Origin of the sequence: Amycolatopsis rubida (assembly GCF_900115345.1) — a bacterium.
Classification (GTDB): domain Bacteria; phylum Actinomycetota; class Actinomycetes; order Mycobacteriales; family Pseudonocardiaceae; genus Amycolatopsis; species Amycolatopsis rubida.
Window position 1 is genome coordinate 370674 of the sequence record NZ_FOWC01000005.1, and the last position, 19232, is coordinate 389905.

19 protein-coding genes are annotated in these 19232 nt (G+C 71.8%); 13 read left to right on the plus strand and 6 right to left on the minus strand.

Going from position 1 to position 19232, the window contains the following annotated elements:
* Positions 1–163: 163 nt before the first annotated feature.
* Positions 164–1186, minus strand: coding sequence for a DNA polymerase domain-containing protein (locus BM362_RS22200; RefSeq protein WP_093574377.1), 1023 nt, complete (start codon positions 1184–1186; stop codon positions 164–166).
* Positions 1187–1223: 37 nt separating this feature from the next.
* Here BM362_RS22200 and BM362_RS22205 point away from each other — a divergent pair, with 37 nt between their 5' ends.
* From BM362_RS22205 to BM362_RS22245, 9 genes are all read left to right on the plus strand, one after another.
* Positions 1224–1898, plus strand: a complete 675-nt coding sequence (locus BM362_RS22205; protein WP_093574378.1) for a TVP38/TMEM64 family protein — start codon at positions 1224–1226, stop codon at positions 1896–1898.
* Positions 1899–2063: 165 nt separating this feature from the next.
* Positions 2064–3647 (plus strand): serine/threonine-protein kinase, encoded by a 1584-nt coding sequence (locus BM362_RS22210; protein WP_244287233.1) that lies wholly within the window; start codon positions 2064–2066, stop codon positions 3645–3647.
* A 50-nt stretch (positions 3648–3697) separates the two neighbouring features.
* Positions 3698–4003 (plus strand): hypothetical protein, encoded by a 306-nt coding sequence (locus tag BM362_RS22215; protein ID WP_009075657.1) that lies wholly within the window; start codon positions 3698–3700, stop codon positions 4001–4003.
* A gap of 19 nt (positions 4004–4022) precedes the next feature.
* Positions 4023–4451, plus strand: coding sequence for a peptide-methionine (R)-S-oxide reductase MsrB (gene msrB, locus BM362_RS22220; protein WP_067579386.1), 429 nt, complete (start codon positions 4023–4025; stop codon positions 4449–4451).
* 111 nt (positions 4452–4562) lie between these two features.
* A complete protein-coding gene (locus tag BM362_RS22225) occupies positions 4563–5471 on the plus strand; it encodes a TIGR04222 domain-containing membrane protein (protein WP_093574380.1) in 909 nt (302 codons plus the stop codon).
* Positions 5472–5569: 98 nt separating this feature from the next.
* Positions 5570–6517: a TIGR04222 domain-containing membrane protein gene (locus BM362_RS22230; protein WP_093574381.1), complete on the plus strand. Its 948-nt coding sequence runs from the start codon at positions 5570–5572 to the stop codon at positions 6515–6517.
* 83 nt (positions 6518–6600) lie between these two features.
* A complete protein-coding gene (locus BM362_RS22235; RefSeq protein ID WP_067579391.1) occupies positions 6601–7404 on the plus strand; it encodes an MbnB/TglH/ChrH family RiPP precursor modification enzyme in 804 nt (267 codons plus the stop codon).
* Positions 7401–7727, plus strand: a complete 327-nt coding sequence (locus BM362_RS22240) for an SCO6045 C-terminal-like domain-containing protein (protein ID WP_067579393.1) — start codon at positions 7401–7403, stop codon at positions 7725–7727. Before BM362_RS22235 ends, BM362_RS22240 begins: the two co-directional genes overlap by 4 nt.
* Before the next feature lie 101 nt (positions 7728–7828).
* Positions 7829–8608, plus strand: coding sequence for a TIGR04222 domain-containing membrane protein (locus tag BM362_RS22245; RefSeq protein WP_067579395.1), 780 nt, complete (start codon positions 7829–7831; stop codon positions 8606–8608).
* A gap of 380 nt (positions 8609–8988) precedes the next feature.
* On the opposite strand, the gene BM362_RS22250 is transcribed toward BM362_RS22245, so the two are convergent.
* Genes BM362_RS22250 through hemE form a run of 4 tightly spaced genes read right to left on the minus strand, consistent with a single transcriptional unit; the run spans position 8989 to position 13590 of the window.
* Positions 8989–10356, minus strand: coding sequence for a CoA transferase (locus BM362_RS22250; RefSeq protein ID WP_093574382.1), 1368 nt, complete (start codon positions 10354–10356; stop codon positions 8989–8991).
* 6 nt (positions 10357–10362) lie between these two features.
* On the minus strand, positions 10363–11055 hold the full coding sequence (gene hemQ / locus BM362_RS22255) for a hydrogen peroxide-dependent heme synthase (RefSeq protein ID WP_067579399.1): 693 nt from the start codon (positions 11053–11055) through the stop codon (positions 10363–10365).
* A 46-nt stretch (positions 11056–11101) separates the two neighbouring features.
* Positions 11102–12511, minus strand: a complete 1410-nt coding sequence (hemG, locus tag BM362_RS22260) for a protoporphyrinogen oxidase (protein ID WP_093574383.1) — start codon at positions 12509–12511, stop codon at positions 11102–11104.
* Positions 12508–13590 (minus strand): uroporphyrinogen decarboxylase, encoded by a 1083-nt coding sequence (gene hemE / locus BM362_RS22265; protein WP_093574384.1) that lies wholly within the window; start codon positions 13588–13590, stop codon positions 12508–12510. The genes hemG and hemE overlap by 4 nt, the downstream gene beginning before the upstream one ends.
* 694 nt (positions 13591–14284) lie before the next feature.
* Here hemE and BM362_RS22270 point away from each other — a divergent pair.
* The 3 genes from BM362_RS22270 (at position 14285) to BM362_RS22280 (ending at position 17580) form a co-directional block, all read left to right on the plus strand.
* The gene (locus BM362_RS22270; protein ID WP_167545385.1) at positions 14285–14848 is read left to right on the plus strand and encodes a DUF3000 domain-containing protein; all 564 of its coding nucleotides are present in this window, start codon (positions 14285–14287) and stop codon (positions 14846–14848) included.
* A 672-nt stretch (positions 14849–15520) separates the two neighbouring features.
* Complete coding sequence (locus BM362_RS22275) at positions 15521–16237, plus strand: response regulator transcription factor (protein WP_033291604.1); 717 nt, start codon at positions 15521–15523, stop codon at positions 16235–16237.
* Between the two features lie 71 nt (positions 16238–16308).
* Positions 16309–17580 carry a ribonuclease D gene (locus BM362_RS22280; protein WP_093574386.1) on the plus strand — a complete coding sequence of 424 codons (1272 nt, stop codon included), beginning with the start codon at positions 16309–16311 and terminating at the stop codon, positions 17578–17580.
* A gap of 43 nt (positions 17581–17623) precedes the next feature.
* Here the strand turns inward: BM362_RS22280 and BM362_RS22285 are convergent, their stop codons facing one another.
* Positions 17624–18388 (minus strand): IclR family transcriptional regulator, encoded by a 765-nt coding sequence (locus BM362_RS22285; RefSeq protein ID WP_093574387.1) that lies wholly within the window; start codon positions 18386–18388, stop codon positions 17624–17626.
* A 51-nt stretch (positions 18389–18439) separates the two neighbouring features.
* Here BM362_RS22285 and BM362_RS22290 point away from each other — a divergent pair, with 51 nt between their 5' ends.
* On the plus strand, positions 18440–19222 hold the full coding sequence (locus tag BM362_RS22290) for an SDR family NAD(P)-dependent oxidoreductase (protein WP_167545386.1): 783 nt from the start codon (positions 18440–18442) through the stop codon (positions 19220–19222).
* The last annotated feature ends 10 nt before the right edge of the window (positions 19223–19232 follow it).

Below are 19232 nucleotides of genomic sequence, written 5' to 3' on the forward strand. Positions count from 1 at the left end.
CCTCCGGCCCCGGCAATAGTCGCACCTCGACCCCGGCGCGTTACCGCCTAGCGGCACGCCCATGGTAATCGACCTCGAAAAAATTAGTGCGACCTGCGAAAACATTCGGGAAATTCGCCGCGATGTTGATCACTGAGAGTGAACACGCCCGGCAATCGGACGATCACGCCTGGTCGGATCGGGCCTTGCTCGGCTGCACCCGCTTCGGTTCGCCGGGCATTTTCGGGTAGTCCGGCGGATACGGCAGTTCCGCACCGCCGAGGTCGCGGTCGTCTCGCTCGTACCACTCCAGCAGCGTCTCCAGGCCGAACGCCTTCTCGTCCATCGGCACGTGCAGGTCGCCGTGCTCGGCGAGGAAGCCGGGGACGGTCAGGACGTCGAAGTCGTCCGGGTCGACGTCGGCGAGCAGGTCCCAGGTCAGCGGGGTCGACACGGTCGCACGCGGGGTGCCGCGCACCGACCACGAAGAGGCGACCGTCCGGTCCCGGGCCGCCTGGTTGTAGTCGAGAAAGACGCGGCCGCCGCGTTCCTCCTTCCACCACGAGACCGTCGCCTTGTCCGGGATCCGCCGTTCGACCTCGCGGCCGAGCGCGATCACCGCGTGCCGCACCGCGATGAAGTCCCATTCCGGGCGGATCCGCACGAGGACGTGCACGCCGCGGCCGCCCGAGGTCTTCGGGTAGCCGGTGAGCCCGGCGTCGGCGAGCGCCTCGCGGACGACGCAGGCGACCTCGACCGCGTCGGCGAACCCGGCGCGCTCCGGCGGGTCGACGTCGATCCGCAGTTCGTCCGGATGGTCCAGGTCAGGGCGGCGGACCGGCCACGGGTGGAAGTCGAAGGTGCCGAGGTTGGCCGCCCAGGCGAACACCGCGGGCTCGGTCGGGCAGACCTCGTCGGCGGTGCGGCCGGACGGGAAGGCGATCCGCGCGGTCTCCAGCCAGTCCGGCGCGCCCTTGGGCACGCGCTTGGCGTAGAACCACTCGCCGGTGACGCCGTCGACGTAGCGTTTCAGCGTGGTCGGCCGCTCGCCGATCGCGCGCAGCAACGGGTCGGCCACGGCGAGGTAGTACTCGACCACCTGCCGCTTCGTGATTCCGCGCTCGGGGAAATAGACCTTGTCCGGGCTCGACACCCGGACGGTGCGCTCCCCCACCTGGTACTCGACCGGATCGCCGTTTTTGGCCATGCGGCCACCGTAGCCGCGAGTGCCGTACCGTGGCGGGGTGTCCGGGAGAACCAAGCTGATCGCCGCCCTGGTCGTGCTGGCTCTTCTCGCCGCCGCCGCGCTGTGGCTGCCGATCCCGGGACCGGCGCAGCTGCGCACCTGGGCCGCGGCGACCGGATCGATGACTCCGCTGGTACTCCTCGTGGCTTACTCGCTGCTCACCGTCGCGCCGATCCCGCGCACAGTGTTCAATCTGGCCGCCGGTCTGCTCGTCGGCAGCGTCGCGGGGGTGGTCATCGCCTTGGCGGCCACCACGATCGCCGCCGGGCTGGCGTACGGGCTGGCCCGGCTGCTCGGCCGGGACCTGATCCTGCGGCACCTGCACCGCGCGCCGGTGCGGGCGGTCAACGACCGGCTCTCCGACGGCGGCGTGCTCGCCATCACGTCGCTGCGGTTGATCCCGGTCGTCCCGTTTTCGGCGATGAACTACCTGTGCGGCGTTTCGTCCGTGAAGCTCGTTCCCTACCTTGCCGGAACGGCGCTCGGGAGCGTCCCCGGAACCGTCGCGGTGGTCGTTTTCGCGGACGCGCTGACCGGCGACACGCCGCCCGCTTTGCTGGCTTGCTACGCGGTCTTCGCCGCGCTCGGCGCGGCAGGATTGGTGCGAGTGCTGCGGAAGCGCGTCCCCGCCGCCGAACCGGAGGCGCCTGTGCCGTCGGCACCGGCTGGCTGACGGCGGGCAGGTACTTCCGACCGCTACACTCGTTCGGGTGCGCGAGGGGTATCCGCGCTGCGCACGACCACGATCACGGGACTTTCGTCAGGAGCGGGCGTCATCGACACCGGGCAGCTGATCGCGGGGCACTACCGCCTCGTCGAGCACATTGGTAGCGGTGCCATGGGCGTGGTGTGGCGCGCCGTGGACGTGCGCCTGGAGCGGTCGGTGGCGATCAAGCAGATCCTGCCGCAGCCGGGCGTCTCCGAGGCCGAACGCGACAACATGCGCCAGCGCGCCATGCGCGAGGCGAAGAACGCCGCCCGCTTCCAGCACCCCAACGCGATCGTCGTGTTCGACGTCGCCGAGCACGGCGGCGACCCGTGCCTGGTGATGGAGTACCTCAACGGCCCGAGCCTGTCCGCGGTGCTGTCCGAACAGGGCACGCTGCCGGTCGGCCAGGTCGCGCGGATCGGCGAGCAGGTCGCCGCGGCGCTCGTGGCCGCGCACCGCGCCGGGATCGTGCACCGGGACGTCAAGCCCGGCAACATCCTCATCGACGAAACCGGCACCGCGAAGATCACCGATTTCGGCATCTCCCGCGCGGCCGGCGACATGACGCTCACCCAGACCGGCCTCATCGGCGGCACCCCGGCGTACCTCGCCCCCGAACTGGCCCGCGGCGCCGACCCGGTGCCCAGCTCGGACGTCTTCGCCCTCGGCGCGACGCTGTACCAGGCGATCGAGGGGCAGACGCCGTACGGCAACACCACGAACCAGCTCGCCCTGCTCTACGCGGCGGCGAACGGCCAGGTCAACCCGCCGACGCAGGCCGGTCCGGCGACCGCGCTGCTGATGAGCCTGCTGCGCAGCGAAGCTTCCGAGCGGCCGAGCATGGCCGAGGCACGGGAGCGGCTGGCTCAGCTGGCGACTGGCGAACCGGCTGCGGCGCAGCAGTTGCTGTCGGGGAATCGCGGTCCGGGGAGCAACGGGTCCCGTCCGCCGTGGGCGCGTACGGCTGCTCCGGCGGCGGCTGCTCCGAAGGCTCCGTCGAACCCGCCTCGGACGCCGACTGCGGCGTTCATGCCGATGGGCGCGCCTTCGCGTCCCGCTCCCCCGTCGAACACTCCGCCGCGTCCGCAGCCCGCTGTGCGGCCGACGCCTACTGCTGCCGCGCCGAACTACTCCGGCGCCGGGTCGGGGGGCCGGGTTTCGCCTGCTGCGGCGCGGAAGAAGAAGACGGCGTTCCTCGCCGGCGGGGCCGCGGCGGTGGTCGCGGTGGCGCTGGTGGTGTTCCTGGTGTTGAGCAACAGCCAGGACAAGGGCGGGTCTTCGTCGAACGCGCAGCCGCCGGCACCGAACTCCTCCGCTCCGGCGACGCCGTCGAGCGCGCCGAGTTCTTCGGCGCCGCCGGTCAAGTCCAGCGGCAACGTGCAGTGGGGGCCAGCTGGCCAGCTGGCCGTGACTTTCTACCAGAACGCCGGATCGCCCACTGCGTGGGCGATGCTGACCCCGTCGGCACAGGCGGCCTTCGGCGATCAAACCGCGTTCGCCTCGTATTGGGACCAAAACAAGCTGGCCGGCTACAAGGGAGCCAGCGTTTACAAGCGCCAGAACAATCCTGACGGTTCCGCCGACGTCCAGATCACCCTCACCCCGGAGGGCGGTGCGCCGATGCAGAAGGTCGTGCAGGTCATCGCCGGGGACAACGGCACGCTGATGATCAACAGCGACCCCCGCCTCGGAAGCGGCGCGCCCGCGCAGTGACACTCGCCGCAGAGGTGGGTCCAGCGGGACGAATGGCCTACCTTTGAGGCATGGCCGAGAACGGAGCTCTGCCGCCGGGCTGGAATCCTCGGTTCCACGAGGATCTGGTCGGGCTGGACCCGTACGACCCGGAGGCCCGTGCGTTCGCCGCCCATCTCGACCGGATGGAGCGCACCGGGCCGACTTTCACTGTCGAGGCGTGCCTGGACCAGGTCGCCGACTTCGCCGAGTCCAGCAACCGCACCGGCGGGCTCCGCTACTGGGTGTCCGCGCTGGTCGTGGTGCTGATCGTGCTCGGGCTGCTGGTCACCGCCTGGGACATCGCGCTGCACACGGTCGCTTTTCTCTCCAGGTAACGTGGGAAGGGTGAAAGGTATGAAACCCGTCGTCGGCACCACTCCGCGCGTGGTGAAGTCCGACCAGGAATGGCGGGAGCAGCTTGCCCCCGAGGAGTACGCGGTGCTCCGGCAAGCCGGCACCGAACGGCCGTTCACCGGCGAGTACACCGACACCAAGACCACCGGCGTGTACGAGTGCCGAGCTTGCGGCGCGGAGCTGTTCCGCAGCGACACGAAGTTCGAAAGCCACTGCGGCTGGCCGTCGTTCTACGACCCGGCGGACTCCGACGCGGTGCTGCTTCGCGAGGACCGCGCCATGGGCATGCGGCGCATCGAAGTGCTGTGTGCCTCGTGCCACAGCCACCTCGGGCACGTGTTCGAGGGCGAGGGCTACGCGACCCCGACCGACCAGCGGTACTGCATCAACTCGATTTCCCTGAAGCTCGTCGAGGACTCCGGAGACTGACGCCGAGGTCCGCTGAAACCGCCCTTCCCGTTCCGGGGAGGGCGGTTTTTCGTCCGGCGGCAACCCCGGCCCGGAGGGTAACGTGGTCTGTTCATCCGGAGGGGGACCGTGATGGGCTGGACGATCGAACGCGCGATGCCGGCCGCGCTGATCCTGGTGCTGGCGCTGGTCTGCTGGTGGCTCGGGCGGCGGACCGCCGCCCGGCTGCGCCGGGGCAGGCATCCCGAAACCCGGCTGACGGCCGCGGCGCAGGTCGCGTTGCTGACCAACGGACCGATCCGCGTCGCCGAAACGACGGTCGCCTCGATGCTGGAGCGGGAGCAGCTGCGCGCGGACTCCGTGGGCCGGCTGTACCGCACGCCGACCGAGCCGTCGGACGCGCTGAGCAGGGAAGCCGCCGAGCTGACCGGCACGGGAGCCGGGATCGCGACGGTGCTGCGCGGTCTCGTCTCGGGCGACACGGTCCGCGAGCTGATCGACGACCTCACCAAGCGCGGGTTGCTGGTCGACGGCCAGACGCTGCGGAGAGCGTGGAAGTGGACCGCGATCGAAGAAGCGGTGCTGGCCGCGGCCGGCGTGGCGGCGTTCGTCGGCGGGCTGAACGGCTATGTGCTGATTTCGGTTCTGCTGCCCGCGTGGTTCGCGTTCGCCGCGATGTCCCGTCGCCGGGCCGCCCGGCGGATCCGGCCGACCGACGCCGGCCGTGAAGCAGCCGAAGCGGCGTGGCCGGATCAGAGCCTGATCAGCGGCCGGACCGGGAGCGTCGCGGTCGGCGGACTGTCGAATCATCCGGATCGCGAGCTGCGGATCGCCCTGCTCCGCGGGCTTCCGGCGACCCGGCGGACGGGGGCGGCCGTCGCGGGAGTCACCGGCGGGTTCGCCGGACCGGCGGGGTATTGGGCCGCCGGGTCCGGCTGCGGATCCGGCTGCGGAGGCGGAGCGGGCTGCGGATCCGGATGCGGTGGTTCGGGATGCGGATCCGGATGCGGCGGCGGGGGCTGCGGCGGCGGGAACAGCTGAGCCGGGAACGAACCGGACATCGAGTGCGTCAGTTCTGCCGACAGCATCCGGCGACCGGCCGGTTAGGGTTCCGGCAACGCTGAAAAGAGGGGGAAGCCGTGGACGAACCTTGGGGCATTTCCGGCCCGCAGTTCCTGCTGCTCTTCGGCCTGGCGCTGGCCGTCGTGCTGCTGGTGCAGCTGAGCTGGCCGCCGATCGCGCGGTCCCGGCGACGGAACGCGCCCGCGACCGTCGAGGCGCCGCTGCAGCCGGACGTCTACCAGCTCGCCTACCTGGCAGGCGGTGCGGACCGCGCGGTCGACACCGCGATCGCGACGCTGCTGGAACAGGAACTGCTGCGGGTGAGCAGCAAGGGCAAGCTGAGCGCGATCGGCAAGCGACCGGCTCGCAAGAGGCTGGAACGCGCGGTGCACGACGCCGCGCAGGGCGGCACGGCGACCGTCGCCATGGTGCGCAAGTCGCCGACGGTCCAGCCGGAAGTCGAGAAGATCCGCGCGGACCTCGAACGACGCGGGCTGCTTGCCGCCGGCGACGGGCTGGGCGGCTTCCGCGCCGGGATCGTGGCCGGGTACGCCGCGTTGCTGCTGATCGGCATCGTCCGCGCGGTCAACGGAGCGCAGCTGGACCGGCCGATCGGCGGGTTGGCCGGGCTGCTCGTCGTGGCCGGGATTCTGACGTTGATCGCCTACTCGGTCCGAAAGGGCTCGAAGACCTCCCGCGCGACCGACGCGGGTCACGCGATCGTCGTGCGCGCCCGCGAAGACGCGAAAACTGCCGAGGAACAGCCTGCGGAGCTCGCTGCCCCCAACCGGAGCGGCAACGGAGCGTTGCTCGTCGGCGCGGCGGCCGTGGTCGCGCTCGGCGGGATCGCGCTGTACCCGGACGAGGAGATGAGCTCGGCGCTGATCAGCGGCGGCGGCAGCTGGACCGGGGGCGGCGGATCGAGCGGCGGGTCGTCCTGCAGCAGCGGCGGTTCCTCGTGCAGCAGCGGATCCTCGTGCGGCGGAGGCAGCAGTTGCGGCGGCGGGGGCGGCTGCGGCGGATAACCGCGGCAGACGGCGGGGCCCGGGCCATGCGGCAAGCTTGGAGTTGAAGAGCGGTGCGCGAACGACGTCCGGAGGTGGGTGCGGTGGCTGACCGGCTGGGGATCGGCATCGGGTGGCGACCGGAACTCGACCTGTCGATCGCGCGGCTGCCGGGCGTCGACTGGGTCGAGGTGGTCGCGGAGAATCTGCACGCCCCGCACCTGCCGGAAAGCCTGCTGGCGCTGAAGGATCGCGGGATGCCGGTGCTGCCGCACGCGGTGTCGCTGTCGCTGGGCGGGGCCGAGCCGCTGGACACCGGGCGCGTGGAGCATCTGGCCGAACTGGCGCGGGCCCTCGACGCGCCGCTGGCCAGCGACCACGTGTGCTTCGTCCGCGCGGGCGGGCTCGACTCCGGGCACCTGATGCCGCTGCCGCGCTCGCGCGAGGCACTGGACGTGCTGGTGGACAACGTCCGGCTCGCACAGTCCATTGTGGACCTACCGTTGGCGCTGGAGAACATCGCCGCACTGCTGGAATGGCCGGAAAACGAGCTGACCGAGGAACAATTCCTCACCGAGCTGACCGAACGGACCGGCTGCCTGCTGATCGTCGACGTCGCGAATCTGTACGCCAACGCGCGCAACGTGGGCACCGATCCAGTGGCGTTCCTGGACGGGATTCCGTGGGAACGGCTCGCATACGTGCACATGGCCGGCGGCGTGGAGCGCGATGGGGTTTACCACGACACACACGCGCATCCGGTGCTGCCCGAGGTGCTGGACCTGCTCGCCGAACTGCGCCGGCGCACGGATCCGCCGGGCGTTCTCCTGGAGCGCGACGACGACTACCCCACCGATTCCGAACTCGCTGCCGAACTGGTCGCGCTGCGGACCGCGGTGACGCTGTGAGCCGGGAGGAACTAGCGGCTCGGCAAGCTGCGCTGCTGGACAGCCTGTTGACGGGGACCGAGGCACCGTCCGGCTTCGATGCTTCTCGGTTGCGCATCGAGGCGGACGTCCTGCTCGCCAAGCGACGGCGACTGGTCGCATACCTGCGGCCGGACCTGCCCGAGACGCTGGGCTCGCGGTATCGGCCGCTGTTCGACGCATACGCGGCGGAGCGGCCCAAGACGACTTCGATCCGGGCGCGCGAGTATGCCGACGCCTTCGCAGAGTGGCTCATCACCCGCGGTGACCTGCCCAAACCCCGGCGCAGGTGGTTTCGACGCTGAGCTCGTCCGATTTTTGTCGGTGGTGCTGACTACGCTGACGACATGTCTGGTTACGGCGGTGTTATCCGATCTCTGCCGAGCCGGGAGGGAGGGAACCTGTCGTGAACGGATTCTGGGCTGCGGTGAGCCCGATGCTGCTCGTCTGCGTGGCCACCGCCGCGAGCTTGGCGAGTATTCTGGCCACTGGCAAGGACAAGCTGGCCACGCGGGCGTCCGCGCCGGAGCCGGCCGCCGTGCCGCGCGGTGTCTACGACGTCGCTTACCTGGCGGGCGGGCGGCCTCGGCTGGTCGAGGCTGCGATCGCGACGCTGCTCGCGCGCGGCCAGCTGCAGGTCGGGTCGCTGGGCGAGATCGTCGCCACCGGCTCGCCACCCGCGTCGCCGCCGCTTGAGCAAGCCGTGCACCAGGCGGCCGGTCGCGGCCGCCTGCCGTCCTGGGTCGCGCGTTCGTCGGTGCTCAAGCCTGCGATCCGGACGCTCGAAACCGATCTCGTCCAACGGCGGCTGGTCAGCAGGCGCAGGCCGTTGACGGGTCTCGGGTACACGCTGACCGCGGTGGCCGTCGTCGTGCTCGCGGCCGGGGTGGGCCGGCTGGTCTACGACGTGGGCCGTTCTCATCTGAACGCCATGGTGCTGCTCGGCTTCGCCGAGGTCGGGCTGACACTCTGGCTCTGTCTCGTCGGCAGCCAGCGGATCACCACGAAGTTCGCCGAACAGAAGGTCAGTTCGCTGCCACCGACGACTGCGGGGACGACGGTCCTCGCGCGGGCCGAGCAGCAGGCTGGTGCGGGTGGTAGCGCAGGACCGGCTGAACTCGTCGCGTTGGACGGGCTGGCGGCTTATCCGGACGAGCGGGTCGCGGGAGGGCTTATGCCGATTTAGCCGCTGGGTCGCGAGCGGCGTGGACCGGCCGGTGCTCAGGGACCGGTGGCGCTTGTGGGACCGACGTGGCGCGCACGGAGGCTCGCGAGCGCTTACCGGACTGGCTGCGCTTGCCGGACTGGCGGTGCCCACGCGAAACCGACGCGGCACCTGCGAAACCGACCACGCACCTCACCGGCGAGCCCACCCCGAAACCGACGCGGCACCTGCGAAACCGACCGCACACCTCACCGGCGAGCCCACCCCGAAACCGACGCGGCACTCCGAAACCGACGCGGCACCTTGCGAAACCGACGCGGCACTCCGAGGCTGGCGGCATCCACCGGACGGCACGGCGGTAGCCACGCAACCGGCGCGGCAACCAACGGCCCTGGCACCGCTTACGAGACCGGCTGAGGCACGATCGGCGACCACACCGCCGTGTCCGCGCCGGGCCGGTGCGACGGGTGGTCCCAGTGCGGCGGCGCGCCCGGCAGTTCTCCGGCCATCCGCACCCGGGTCATCCGGCCGAAGTCGCTGTCGACCGTCTCCAGCACGTCCGTGTAGTCCGTTTCGGCCGGTTCCGGATCCTTGCGGCCCAAGGAATCCAGCCATCGTCCGGTGCCGGCGAGGGACAAGCGGGCGTGCCAGGTGCCGCCGTCGGTGGCCGTGCGGCGGATTGCCGTCATGATGGCGGCGGCGGTCAGCCAGCCGGTGGCGTGGTCGAGGGCTTGCGCGGGCAGCGGTGCGGGAGCGTCGGTGGCGTACTCCTCGGCAAGGCCGGACGACATCTGCACGAGGCTGTCGAAGCCGCGGCGGCGGGCCCAGGGGCCGGTCCAGCCGTACGCCGACACGTCGGCGATCACGAGGCCGGGGCGCAGTTCGGCGAGTTCTTCCGCGCCGAAGCCGATTCGGGCGAGTGCGCCGGGGCGGAAGGTCTGGAGGAGGACGTCCGCGCGGGCGATGAGCTTCTTCAGCTTCGCGCGGCCGCCTTCGGTGTCGAGCGCGATGAACGCGGAGCGCTTGCCCTGGCCGGTGTCCATGGTCAGGACCGGGATCCGCGGCAGGTGCGCGGCGCCGACGTGCAGCACGTTCGCGCCGTGTGCGGCCAGCACGCGGCCTGCGACGGGTCCGGCGAGCACGTGCGTCAGTTCCAGCACGCGGACGCCGCCCATCGGGCGGTCCGAGTCGAACAGGGTGCGCTTCGGCGCGTCCCCGATGCGGTTCAGCTCGACCAGCGGCAGGTCTGCGACGGCCTGGCCTTGCGGGTGTGCCAGCCAGTCCTCGCGCGAGCGCATCAACGCTGCCGCGCCGCCCGCGGTCACCACGGCGGATTCGACCTCGGCCGTGGTTTTCCCGGCCACGGCCTTGGTCACCGCTTCGCGGGTCGCCGGGACGCCGAGCGCCCAGCAGACCGCTGCCTCGTGCCGTGAGGTGTTGCAGTGCAGCTTGATCCAGCCGTCGGCGGCGCGGTAGTCGCCTGCGATGCGGCCCCACGGGCTCGGTCCGGGCTCGCCGTCGATGCGCAGCAGATGCTCGCTGCGGAACGCGGCGGCGGCGTGCCGGGTGTCGGCCGACACCGTGCCCGGGTCGATGCCGCGCAGCCGCAGCAGTTCACCGGCGGACAGGGTGGCCGCGGCGATGCTGGCGCTTGCCATGGCGGGGACCCGGAAGTGTCCGGGCAGCACTGATTCGTCGCCGGTCAAGGACACGGCGGGCAGCGGTTCCCCGGCGAGCGACTGCCAGGCCCCGGCGAGTACGTCCTGCACCGGCGGTTACGGCAGAGCCGCGACGAGCTCGGCGGGCGGCACCTTCGTGCCGGTGTAGAACGGGATTTCGACGCGCACGTGGCGACGCGCCTCGGTGTTGCGCAGGTGGCGCATCAGGTCGACGATCCGGTGCAGTTCGTCGGCCTCGAAGGCGAGGATCCACTCGTAGTCGCCGAGCGCGAACGACGCGACCGTGTTAGCTCGCACGTCCGGGTAGTCCCGCGCCTCCTTGCCGTGGTCCGCCAGCATCTTGCGGCGTTCCTCGTCCGGCAGCAGGTACCAGTCGTAGGACCGGACGAACGGGTACACGCAGATGTACTTCCGCGCCTCCTCGCCGGCCAGGAACGCGGGCACGTGGCTCTTGTTGAACTCGGCGGGCCGGTGCAGCGCGGTCTGGCTCCAGACCGGCGTGGACGCGCGGCCGAGCGGCGTGCGCCGGAACCCGGTGTAGGCGGCCTGGACCTGCTCGATCTCCTCGGCGTGCCACCAGATCAGGTAGTCCGCGTCGGCACGGAGGCCGGACACGTCGTACACGCCCCGGACGACGACGCCCTTGGCTTCGAGCCCGTCGAGGTACTCGGCCGTCTCGCGGCCCGCGGCGGCGCGGTCCTCCCCCAACTTCCCCGGTTCGATCCGGAAGACCGACCACATGGTGTAGCGGATCGTGTCGTTGAGTTCGTTGTAATTCAGCCGCGCCATGACTCCATCCTGGCACTGCCGGCCCGGCGATCGCCATGGGGCTCCGTCACACGGAGAGCTGCTCCGCGATCCGCCGGGCAGCGGCGTCCGCCGTGGCCACGCACGCCGGCAGGCCGACGCCGTGCAGCGTGGCGCCCGCCACGGCCAGGCCCGGGACATCCGCCACTGCCGTCTCGATCCGCGTCACTCGCTCCAGGTGCCCGGTGCCGTATTGCGGGAGGCCGCCGCCCCACCGCGTCACCAGGGTGTCGATCGGCTTCGCGGTGACACCGGCGAGCCGGGCCAGGTCCGCGCGGACCGCCGCGACCAGGGAATCGTCGTCGCCGTTCACCGCGCCGGGCTCGCCGAACCGGCCGGCCGAACCGCGCACCAGCACCGGTCCGGCATCGCCGAGATGAGCCCACTTGTTCGACGAAAACGTGAACGCCTTGGCCGCGTACGGCACGCCTTCCGCGTCCCGCTCCCCCGCGCCGATGAGGATTCCGGACGCGTCCGGCAGCTCAGTGCCCGGCGGGAACGCGAACGCGACGACCGCCATCGACGCCAGTTCGACCTCGCCGAACGCGGTCGAGGCCGCCGGGGCCACGCCGTCGAGCAGTTTCCGGGCGGCTGGCGCGGGCACTGCGAGCAGCACCGCGTCCGCGTCCACCGGGCTGCCGGCAGGCGCGTGCGCCGGCGCGGCAGCACCGAATTCGAGACGCCATCCAGACGGCGTCCGCGCCAGTGCGCGGACCGTCGACGAAGTGCGCAGCTCAGCGCCGGAAAGCTCCAGCAACCGGTCGAGCAATCCCCGCAAGCCGCCGGTCAGACTGCCGAAAACCGGCGCGGTGCCCGGCGTTTTCGGCAGCAGCGACGACGCGGCCTCGGTGAGCGAACCCGCTCCGCCTTCGACCGCGTCGGCCAGTCCGGGCATCGTCGCGCGGAGGCCGAGACCGTCGGCGCCGCCCGCGTAAACGCCGCCCAGCAGCGGATCGACCAGCCGGTCCACCAGTTCGCCGCCGAAGCGCGTGCGCAGCAGCGGCCCGAGCGGCACATCGCCTTCGCCCAGGTCGACGGGGCCGAGCGAACGTTCCTTCTCGACCGCGATCCGCCCGTCGTCGGACAGCACGCCCGCGACCGCGTCCGCGGACGCCGGGACTCCCATCACCGTGCCGGGCGGCAGGCTCCGCACCGAACCGCCGGCGTGGATTGTGGCGCGCGCCTTCGTCGGATGCACCAGGCGATCGGCGAGGCCGACCTCCTCGACCAGCGAAACCATCTCGGGCCGGCGGGCGAGGAACGCTTCGGCTCCGACGTCGTAGCTGACTCCGCCGACCTCCGCCGTGCGCAGTTTGCCGCCGATCGCGGCCGTGCTCTCGAAAACGGTGATCGTCACCCGGTCGCCGAGCAGCCTGCGCAACCGGTACGCCGCGGACAGCCCGGAGATCCCGCCGCCGACGACCGCGACGTGTTTCACAGCGAGTGCACCAGGTCGACGACCCGCTTCAGCACCTCCGGGTCGACGCCCGGCAGCACACCGTGGCCGAGGTTGAACACGTGCCCGCGAGCGGCGCGGCCTTCTTCGACGATCCGGCGCACCTCGGCCTCCAGGACCGGCCACGACGCGGACAGCAGCGCCGGGTCGAGGTTGCCCTGCACCGGCACCTTGCCGCCGAGCCGGTGGACCGCGACGTCGAGCGGGATCCGCCAGTCGACGCCGACCACGTCCGCGCCCGCCTCGCGCATCGCGCCGAGCAGCTCGCCGGTGCCGACGCCGAAGTGGATCCGCGGCACGCCGTACTCCCCGGCCACGGCCAGCACCCGGGTCGAATGCGGCAGCACGAACTCGCGGTAGTCGCGCTCGGACAGCGCACCGGCCCACGAGTCGAACAGCTGCACCGCGTCGACGCCCGCGTCGAGCTGGGCGCGCAGGAACGTGGCGGCGATGTCGGCGAGGCGCGCGGCGAGGTCGTGCCAGACCTCGGGCCGCGAGTGCATCAACGCCTTGGTGTGCTCGTGGTTGCGGCTCGGGCCGCCCTCGATCAGGTAGCTGGCCAGCGTGAACGGCGCGCCGGCGAACCCGATCAGCGGCGTTTCGCCGAGCCGCTCCACGAGCAGCCGGACGCCCTCGGCGACCTTCCCGACCTGCTCCGGTTCAAGCTTCGGCAGCGCGCGCACGGCGTCCGCGTCGCGCACCGGCGAGGCCACGACCGGGCCGGTGCCGGGGACGATGTCGATGTCGACGCCCGCCGCTTTGAGCGGGACCACGATGTCGCTGAACAGGATCGCCGCGTCGACACCGAGCCTGCGGACCGGCTGCATCGTGATCTCGGCGAGCATCTCGGGGTCGAAGCACGCGTCGAGCATCGGCACGCCCTCGCGCAGCGCGCGGTACTCCGGCAGCGAACGACCGGCCTGGCGCATGAACCACACCGGGACGTGCGCGGACCGCTCCCCGCGCGCGGCGGCGAGGAAAGCCGAGCCGGGCAGGGCGCGACGGGGCGAAACGGGCGGGGCGCCGACGGGCGCGGACGAAACCTGAGGCACGAACCCCATGGTTCCACGCGGGCCCGACAGTCCCGGGCCGCCCCGGGCCAGGATCGGATTTCGCCGCGTAGCGTGCGCGCGGCTCGCCTCGGATTCGGTGACCTCCGCCTGATCGCAGTGCGGCATTCGTAGCGCGCTGCGCCGGACGAGGCGTTGGCGCGCCGGAACGAGCAGGCGAGACGCGGGCTGGACGGGCGGCGGGCAGCAACGGGGCGGGCAGCGAGACGACGGGCCAGGCGGGTGGGCAGCGAGACGGCCAGGCAACGCGGGATGGACAACGAGGCAGCCGACGGGGTGGACGACAAGGCAGCCGAGCAAGACGGGGACGGGCATGAGCGGCAAGCCTCGATGGGGCGGAGGCGTGGCCACGGGGCAAGGTGCGGTCAGCGGCCAGGGGCAAGGTGGGGCCAGCGGCCAGGGGCAACGTGCGGCCAGCGGCAACGCGGTGCCAGCGGCAACGTGCGGTCAGCGGTCAGCGGCCACGTGCGGCCAGCGGCAACGTGCGGCCAGCGGCAACGTGCGGCAAGCGGCCAGCGGCAAGGTCAACGGTGAGGAGTGAGCGAGGCGAGAGCCAAGCTCGGAGCGGAGTGCGAGGCCGGGGTGCGGGGCAGAAGGACAGCCGAAGCCGTCCCGCGGGTCGCGGGTGGGTCTCGCTCGGCGCGCCTGCGTCCGCAACCGGGTGTCGCCGCCCTACAGTCGGAGCGTGACCGCGATGACGCCAGTGCCCGATCTCTTCCGCGAAGCCGTCGCGGCGCTGCAAGCCGTCCGGCCGCGCCCGGAGATCAGCCTGGAGACGATGCGTGCGCCGCAGCGGCTCGCGCCGTGGTCCTACGCGTTGAGCTGCGATGTCTCCGGACCCGCGGACGTGCTGGCGTCCGGCAGGCTGGTGCTGCTGCACGACCCGGACGGCCAGGAGGGCTGGGACGGCGTGCTGCGGCTGGTCATGTACGTGCGCGCCGAGCTCGACCGCGAGCTGGCCACGGATCCGTTCCTGCCCGCGGTCGGCTGGTCGTGGCTCACCGACGCGCTGGAGGCCTCCGGCGCTTCGTGGAAGGCGCTCGGCGGCACCGTCACCGAGACGTCCTCGGCCCGGTTCGGCGACATCTCCGGTCCGGCTCGCACGGACGACCTCGAACTGCGGGCGTCCTGGACCCCGACCGACGCCGCGCTCGGGCCGCACGGGCTCGCGTTCTGCCAGGTGATGGCGAGCGTCGTGGGGCTGCCCCCGGTGGGCGTCACGCTGTTCGAGCAGCGGCAGAGCTCCTGATTTCCTAAGTTCACCCGGTCGGGCAGCGTCTTCGCGGCGCTTGCACGCGCACGAACGCGCTTTCCCGGGCGGATCCGGGCCCTCCCGGCACCCCGCGGAGATCTTCGGCGGGGCTTCCGGGCGTCCGCCGCCGACTGTCCATTGTGGACTTCCGAGGCCGCCGCCCCGGATGCCGCACGTTCGTGGCCGGGCGTGATCACAGGCAGTGAACCCCCGGTAACCAGCTTCGACGCGGTTCCGGACCCGTTTCCGGCGCTTCCGGCACGGCGCGGGCGGCCGGGCGGTGCGCGCGGCAAAACATGAAAGAAAATGATCTTGCCCCGGCCGAGGCGCATTTCCGGGTCCGGACCGCCGGGGCCACGACCGCTCTCCGCAAGCACCCGCAGGTGCACGAGCCATCTGCACGCCCGTTTCGTTGCCGGTAACTCAGGTGCATCGCGGCCCGGTCGTCAGTCGTTAACAAGACTCCGATCGTTAGTCCGATCGTGTTACAACGACCTCGCTGAGTGACGAACTGTTTCGGATAGATACCCATTCGATCCCCCCGCAACGGCGTCCGGACGGCTACAGCGCCTGGGACGACACCACTTTCGGTCTAAAGCTGGCGCGGCTGAACGGCCGAAGGTCCCGGTGCCGGTCGGGGGGCACGACCGACTCCAGGGAGGTAGTGACGTGGCTACCGTCGGCTTATCTCAGGCCGTCCGATCCACGCCAGCCGGCGCCTTGCCGGCGAGCATGGTTCCGCACCCGCGGGAAGAGCTTTTTTCCGTGTTGGTGGTCGATGACCACCCGCTGTTGAGGGAGGCAATCGCAGCACGACTCGCACAAATGGGTGCGGGCACTGTCCACGAAGCCGCCACGGTGGCCGAGGCGAGGGCGCGAGCACAGGCCACCGGCCCGTGCGACCTGGCGATCCTCGATCTCGGACTGCCGGACGGCAGCGGCATCGAGCTGGTTACGGAACTCCGTAGCCACGGCTGGCCGCGCGTGGTGGTCCTGGCATCCTCTGACGACCCGTACGCGGTGCGCTCCGCGTTCCAGGCCGGAGCTCAGGCGTACCTGCTGAAGTCGGCGTCGCCGGTGGTAGTCACCGACGGCGTGCGCCGGGTTCTCGAAGGCGGCGTTTACGCCGACCCGAGCGTGGCCCCGGTCCTGGCGACCGGCACGCGAGTGGCGGGCACCGACAACACCCCGCGCGAGCTGTCGGCTCGCGAGGTGGAGGTGCTCCAGCTCGTCGCGGACGGGCAGTCGAACAAGGAGATCGGGGAGGAGCTTTCCCTCTCCGCGCTCACCGTCAAGTCCCACCTGTCCCGCATCGGGCGCAAGCTCGGCACGGGCGACCGGGCGCAGATGGTCGCGCTGGCGATGCGAGCCGGCGTGATCCGCTGACGACGACGAACCACGTCCCTGCGGGGCGGGCGGACCAGGCGCGGTCCGCCCGTCCCGTAGGGTCGTCGGACATGGGAACTGCACAGGCGGACGGAGCCCGGACCGGAGACGAGACCACCGAGAACTCCGGGGCCTCCCGAACGCCGGTGCTGCTCCGGGAACCGGCGGAAGGCACCCCTCCGGTCGTGGCCGAGCCCGGCGCGCTCGCCGAGGCGTGCGCGCGGCTCGCCGCGGGCACGGGCGCCGTCGCGGTGGACACCGAACGGGCGTCGGGCTACCGCTACTGGCCCAAGGCCTACCTCGTCCAGCTGCGCCGCGAAGGCTCCGGCACGGTGCTGATCGACCCGATCGCGCTCGCCGACGACCTCGCCGCGCTGCGGGACGTCCTCAACGACACCGAATGGGTGCTGCACGCCGCGTCCCAGGATCTGCCCTGCCTGGCGGAGCTGGACCTGCGCCCGCGATCGCTGTTCGACACCGAACTGGCCGGACGGCTGGCCGGGTACGAACGCGTCGCGCTCGGCACGCTCGTGGAGCTGCTGCTCGGGTACACGCTCGAAAAGGGGCACAGCGCCGCGGACTGGTCTAAGCGTCCGCTGCCGATCGACTGGCTCAACTACGCCGCGCTCGACGTCGAACTGCTCAACGAACTGCGCGAGAAGCTCGAAGCCGAGCTGGCGGCGCAGGGCAAGCTGGAGTGGGCGCGGCAGGAGTTCGAGGCCGTGCGCACCGCTCCCCCGCCCGCGCCGCGCGCCGAACCGTGGCGCCGGACGTCCGGGGTGCACAAGATCCGCAGCCCGCGCGGCCTCGCCGCGGTGCGGGAGATGTGGCAAGCCCGCGACGAGCTGGCTCGCAAACGCGACCGCGCGCCGAGCCGGATCCTGCCCGACAGCGCGATCGTCAACGCGGTGACCGCCGACCCGAAGACGGTCGAGGAACTCCAGGCGCTGCCGGTGTTCAGCGGACGCGTGCAGCGCAAGTACACCGCCAGCTGGCTGCGGCACCTCCAGGCGGCCAAAGCGCTGCCGGCGAGCGAGCTGCCGAGCCCGAGCCAGCCCTCCGACGGTCCGCCGCCGGTGAACCGCTGGGCCGACAAGGACCCCGACGCCGCTGCTCGGCTCGCCGCCGCGCGGGCCGCGTTGGCCGCGATCGCGGAGGACCGCAAGCTGCCGGTGGAGAACCTTCTGCTGCCGGATCTGGTCCGGCGGACCTGCTGGCGGCCCCCGGCCGACCTCGCGGAGGACTCGGTCGCGGACGCGCTGCGGGCGGGCGGGGCGCGGCCGTGGCAGGTGGAGCTGACCGTGGCGGCGCTGAGCAAGGCGTTGCACAGCACAGCTTCCTGACCCGCCTCGGGTGGTTCAGACCGCTAGGTGAGGAGATGAGACCTCACGAACGGCGACGAGCCGGCCGGCGATAGCCGAGCGACCGCGCCACGCCGGTCGCCGTGGTGACCACCGCGGGCACCAGATGGGCCACCGAGGTCGTCTCCCGGCGGCCCACGACCGCGACCGCGGCGGTGACCCGGGAGGTCGCGTCGCGGATCGGAGCGGCGACCGCGACCGCGTCGTCGGCGAGCTGGCGGTCGGCGACGCAGTAGCCGGTGCGGGCGATGTCGGCGAGTTCGACGCGCAGGGTCTCCGGGTCGGTCGTGGTGTGCGGGGTTTCCGCCGGGATCGGGCTGGTCAGCGCGGATTCGCGGGTATCCGCGGCGGCGTGCGCGAGCAGCACCCGGCCGGTGGCGGTGGTGGTCGCGGGAAGGCGGCTGCCGGTCGTGGTCAGGATGCCCACCGAGCGGTGTCCGGCCAGCCTGGCCAGGAACACGACGTCGGTTCCGTCCAGCACGGACAGGTGCACGTTCTCGCCGGTCGCGTCGAACAGGTCGCCCAGGTACGGCAGGGCGATTTCGCGGATCGACGCCCTGGCCAGCGACAGCGAGCCCAGCTCCCACAGTTTCAGCCCGAGGTGGTAGCCGCCGTGGTCGTCGCGGGCCAGCGCCCCCCATCCGGCCAGTTCGCCGACCAGCCGGTGCGCCGTGCTCAGCGGCAGGCTCGCGGACTGGGCGATTTCGGTCAGGGAAAGGACCGGCGTCCGCGGGCTGAAGCAGTCCAGCACCGACAGCAGCCGCGCCGCCGCGGTGGGTCTGGCTTCCATGTGGCGGAAGTCTGATTGAGGCCGGGCCGCGACGCAAGGGACACTGCGGGCGTGGGTCGGCCAAGCGGAGAACACACCGAGTCGGTTTTGATCACCGGAGCGGGATCGGGGCTCGGGCTGGGAACGGGATTGACGCTCGCGGCGCGCGGGCATCGGGTGTTCGCCACCGTCGAACGGGACGACCAGATCGAGCCGGCGCGGGCGGCGTTCGCCGAGCGCGGGCTGGCCGCGGAGGTCTTCCGGCTTGATCTGCTCGACCCGGCTGATCGCGAGGCAGCGGCGGCGCTCGACGCGTCGGTTCTGCTCAACAACGCCGGATTCGGTGCGGAAGGTCCGCTTCTGCGCACGGATTCCGCAGTGGTCCGGAAGACGTTCGAGGTCAACGTCTTCGGCACGCTCGAGCTGACGCGGCTGGTCTCCGATCGGCTCGTCGCCGCCGGGCGCGGCGGGCGGATCGTGTTCGTGACGTCGGTGGCCGGGCTGTTCGTCGCTCCTGGCGCGGGTCCGTACGGGGCCAGCAAGTTCGCTCTCGAAGCCATGGCGCAGGCGGTCCGCCAGGAGCTGCGGCCGCACGGAATCGACGTCCGGGTCGTCGAGCCCGGGCCGTTTTCCACGGGGTTCAACGAAAAACTCGTCGAGAACGCGCCGGCCTCGGAGCACGACTTTTCGGATTTCCTCGCCATGCAACGCGATCCGGCGCCCGCGGTCGAGACGATCGCGCGGGTGGCGGTCGAGTCCGGGCCGTACCGGACGATCGTGCCGGGCGAGTTCGGCGCGATCGTGCGCGAGCAGCAAGATCGGCTGTGGGCCGAGACCGACCTGGCCGGCCCGTGAGAAAGTGCGG

Excerpts from the sequence above, each read along its gene's own strand:
- BM362_RS22200 (WP_093574377.1), bottom strand. The coding sequence starts at position 1,186 with ATGGCCAAAAACGGCGATCCGGTCGAGTACCAGGTGGGGGAGCGCACC.
- BM362_RS22210 (WP_244287233.1), top strand. The coding sequence starts at position 2,064 with ATGGGCGTGGTGTGGCGCGCCGTGGACGTGCGCCTGGAGCGGTCGGTG.
- BM362_RS22215 (WP_009075657.1), top strand. The coding sequence starts at position 3,698 with ATGGCCGAGAACGGAGCTCTGCCGCCGGGCTGGAATCCTCGGTTCCAC.
- msrB (WP_067579386.1), top strand. The coding sequence starts at position 4,023 with ATGAAACCCGTCGTCGGCACCACTCCGCGCGTGGTGAAGTCCGACCAG.
- BM362_RS22225 (WP_093574380.1), top strand. The coding sequence starts at position 4,563 with ATGGGCTGGACGATCGAACGCGCGATGCCGGCCGCGCTGATCCTGGTG.
- hemQ (WP_067579399.1), bottom strand. The coding sequence starts at position 11,055 with ATGGCGCGGCTGAATTACAACGAACTCAACGACACGATCCGCTACACC.
- hemE (WP_093574384.1), bottom strand. The coding sequence starts at position 13,590 with ATGGGGTTCGTGCCTCAGGTTTCGTCCGCGCCCGTCGGCGCCCCGCCC.
- BM362_RS22280 (WP_093574386.1), top strand. The coding sequence starts at position 16,309 with ATGGGAACTGCACAGGCGGACGGAGCCCGGACCGGAGACGAGACCACC.
- BM362_RS22285 (WP_093574387.1), bottom strand. The coding sequence starts at position 18,388 with ATGGAAGCCAGACCCACCGCGGCGGCGCGGCTGCTGTCGGTGCTGGAC.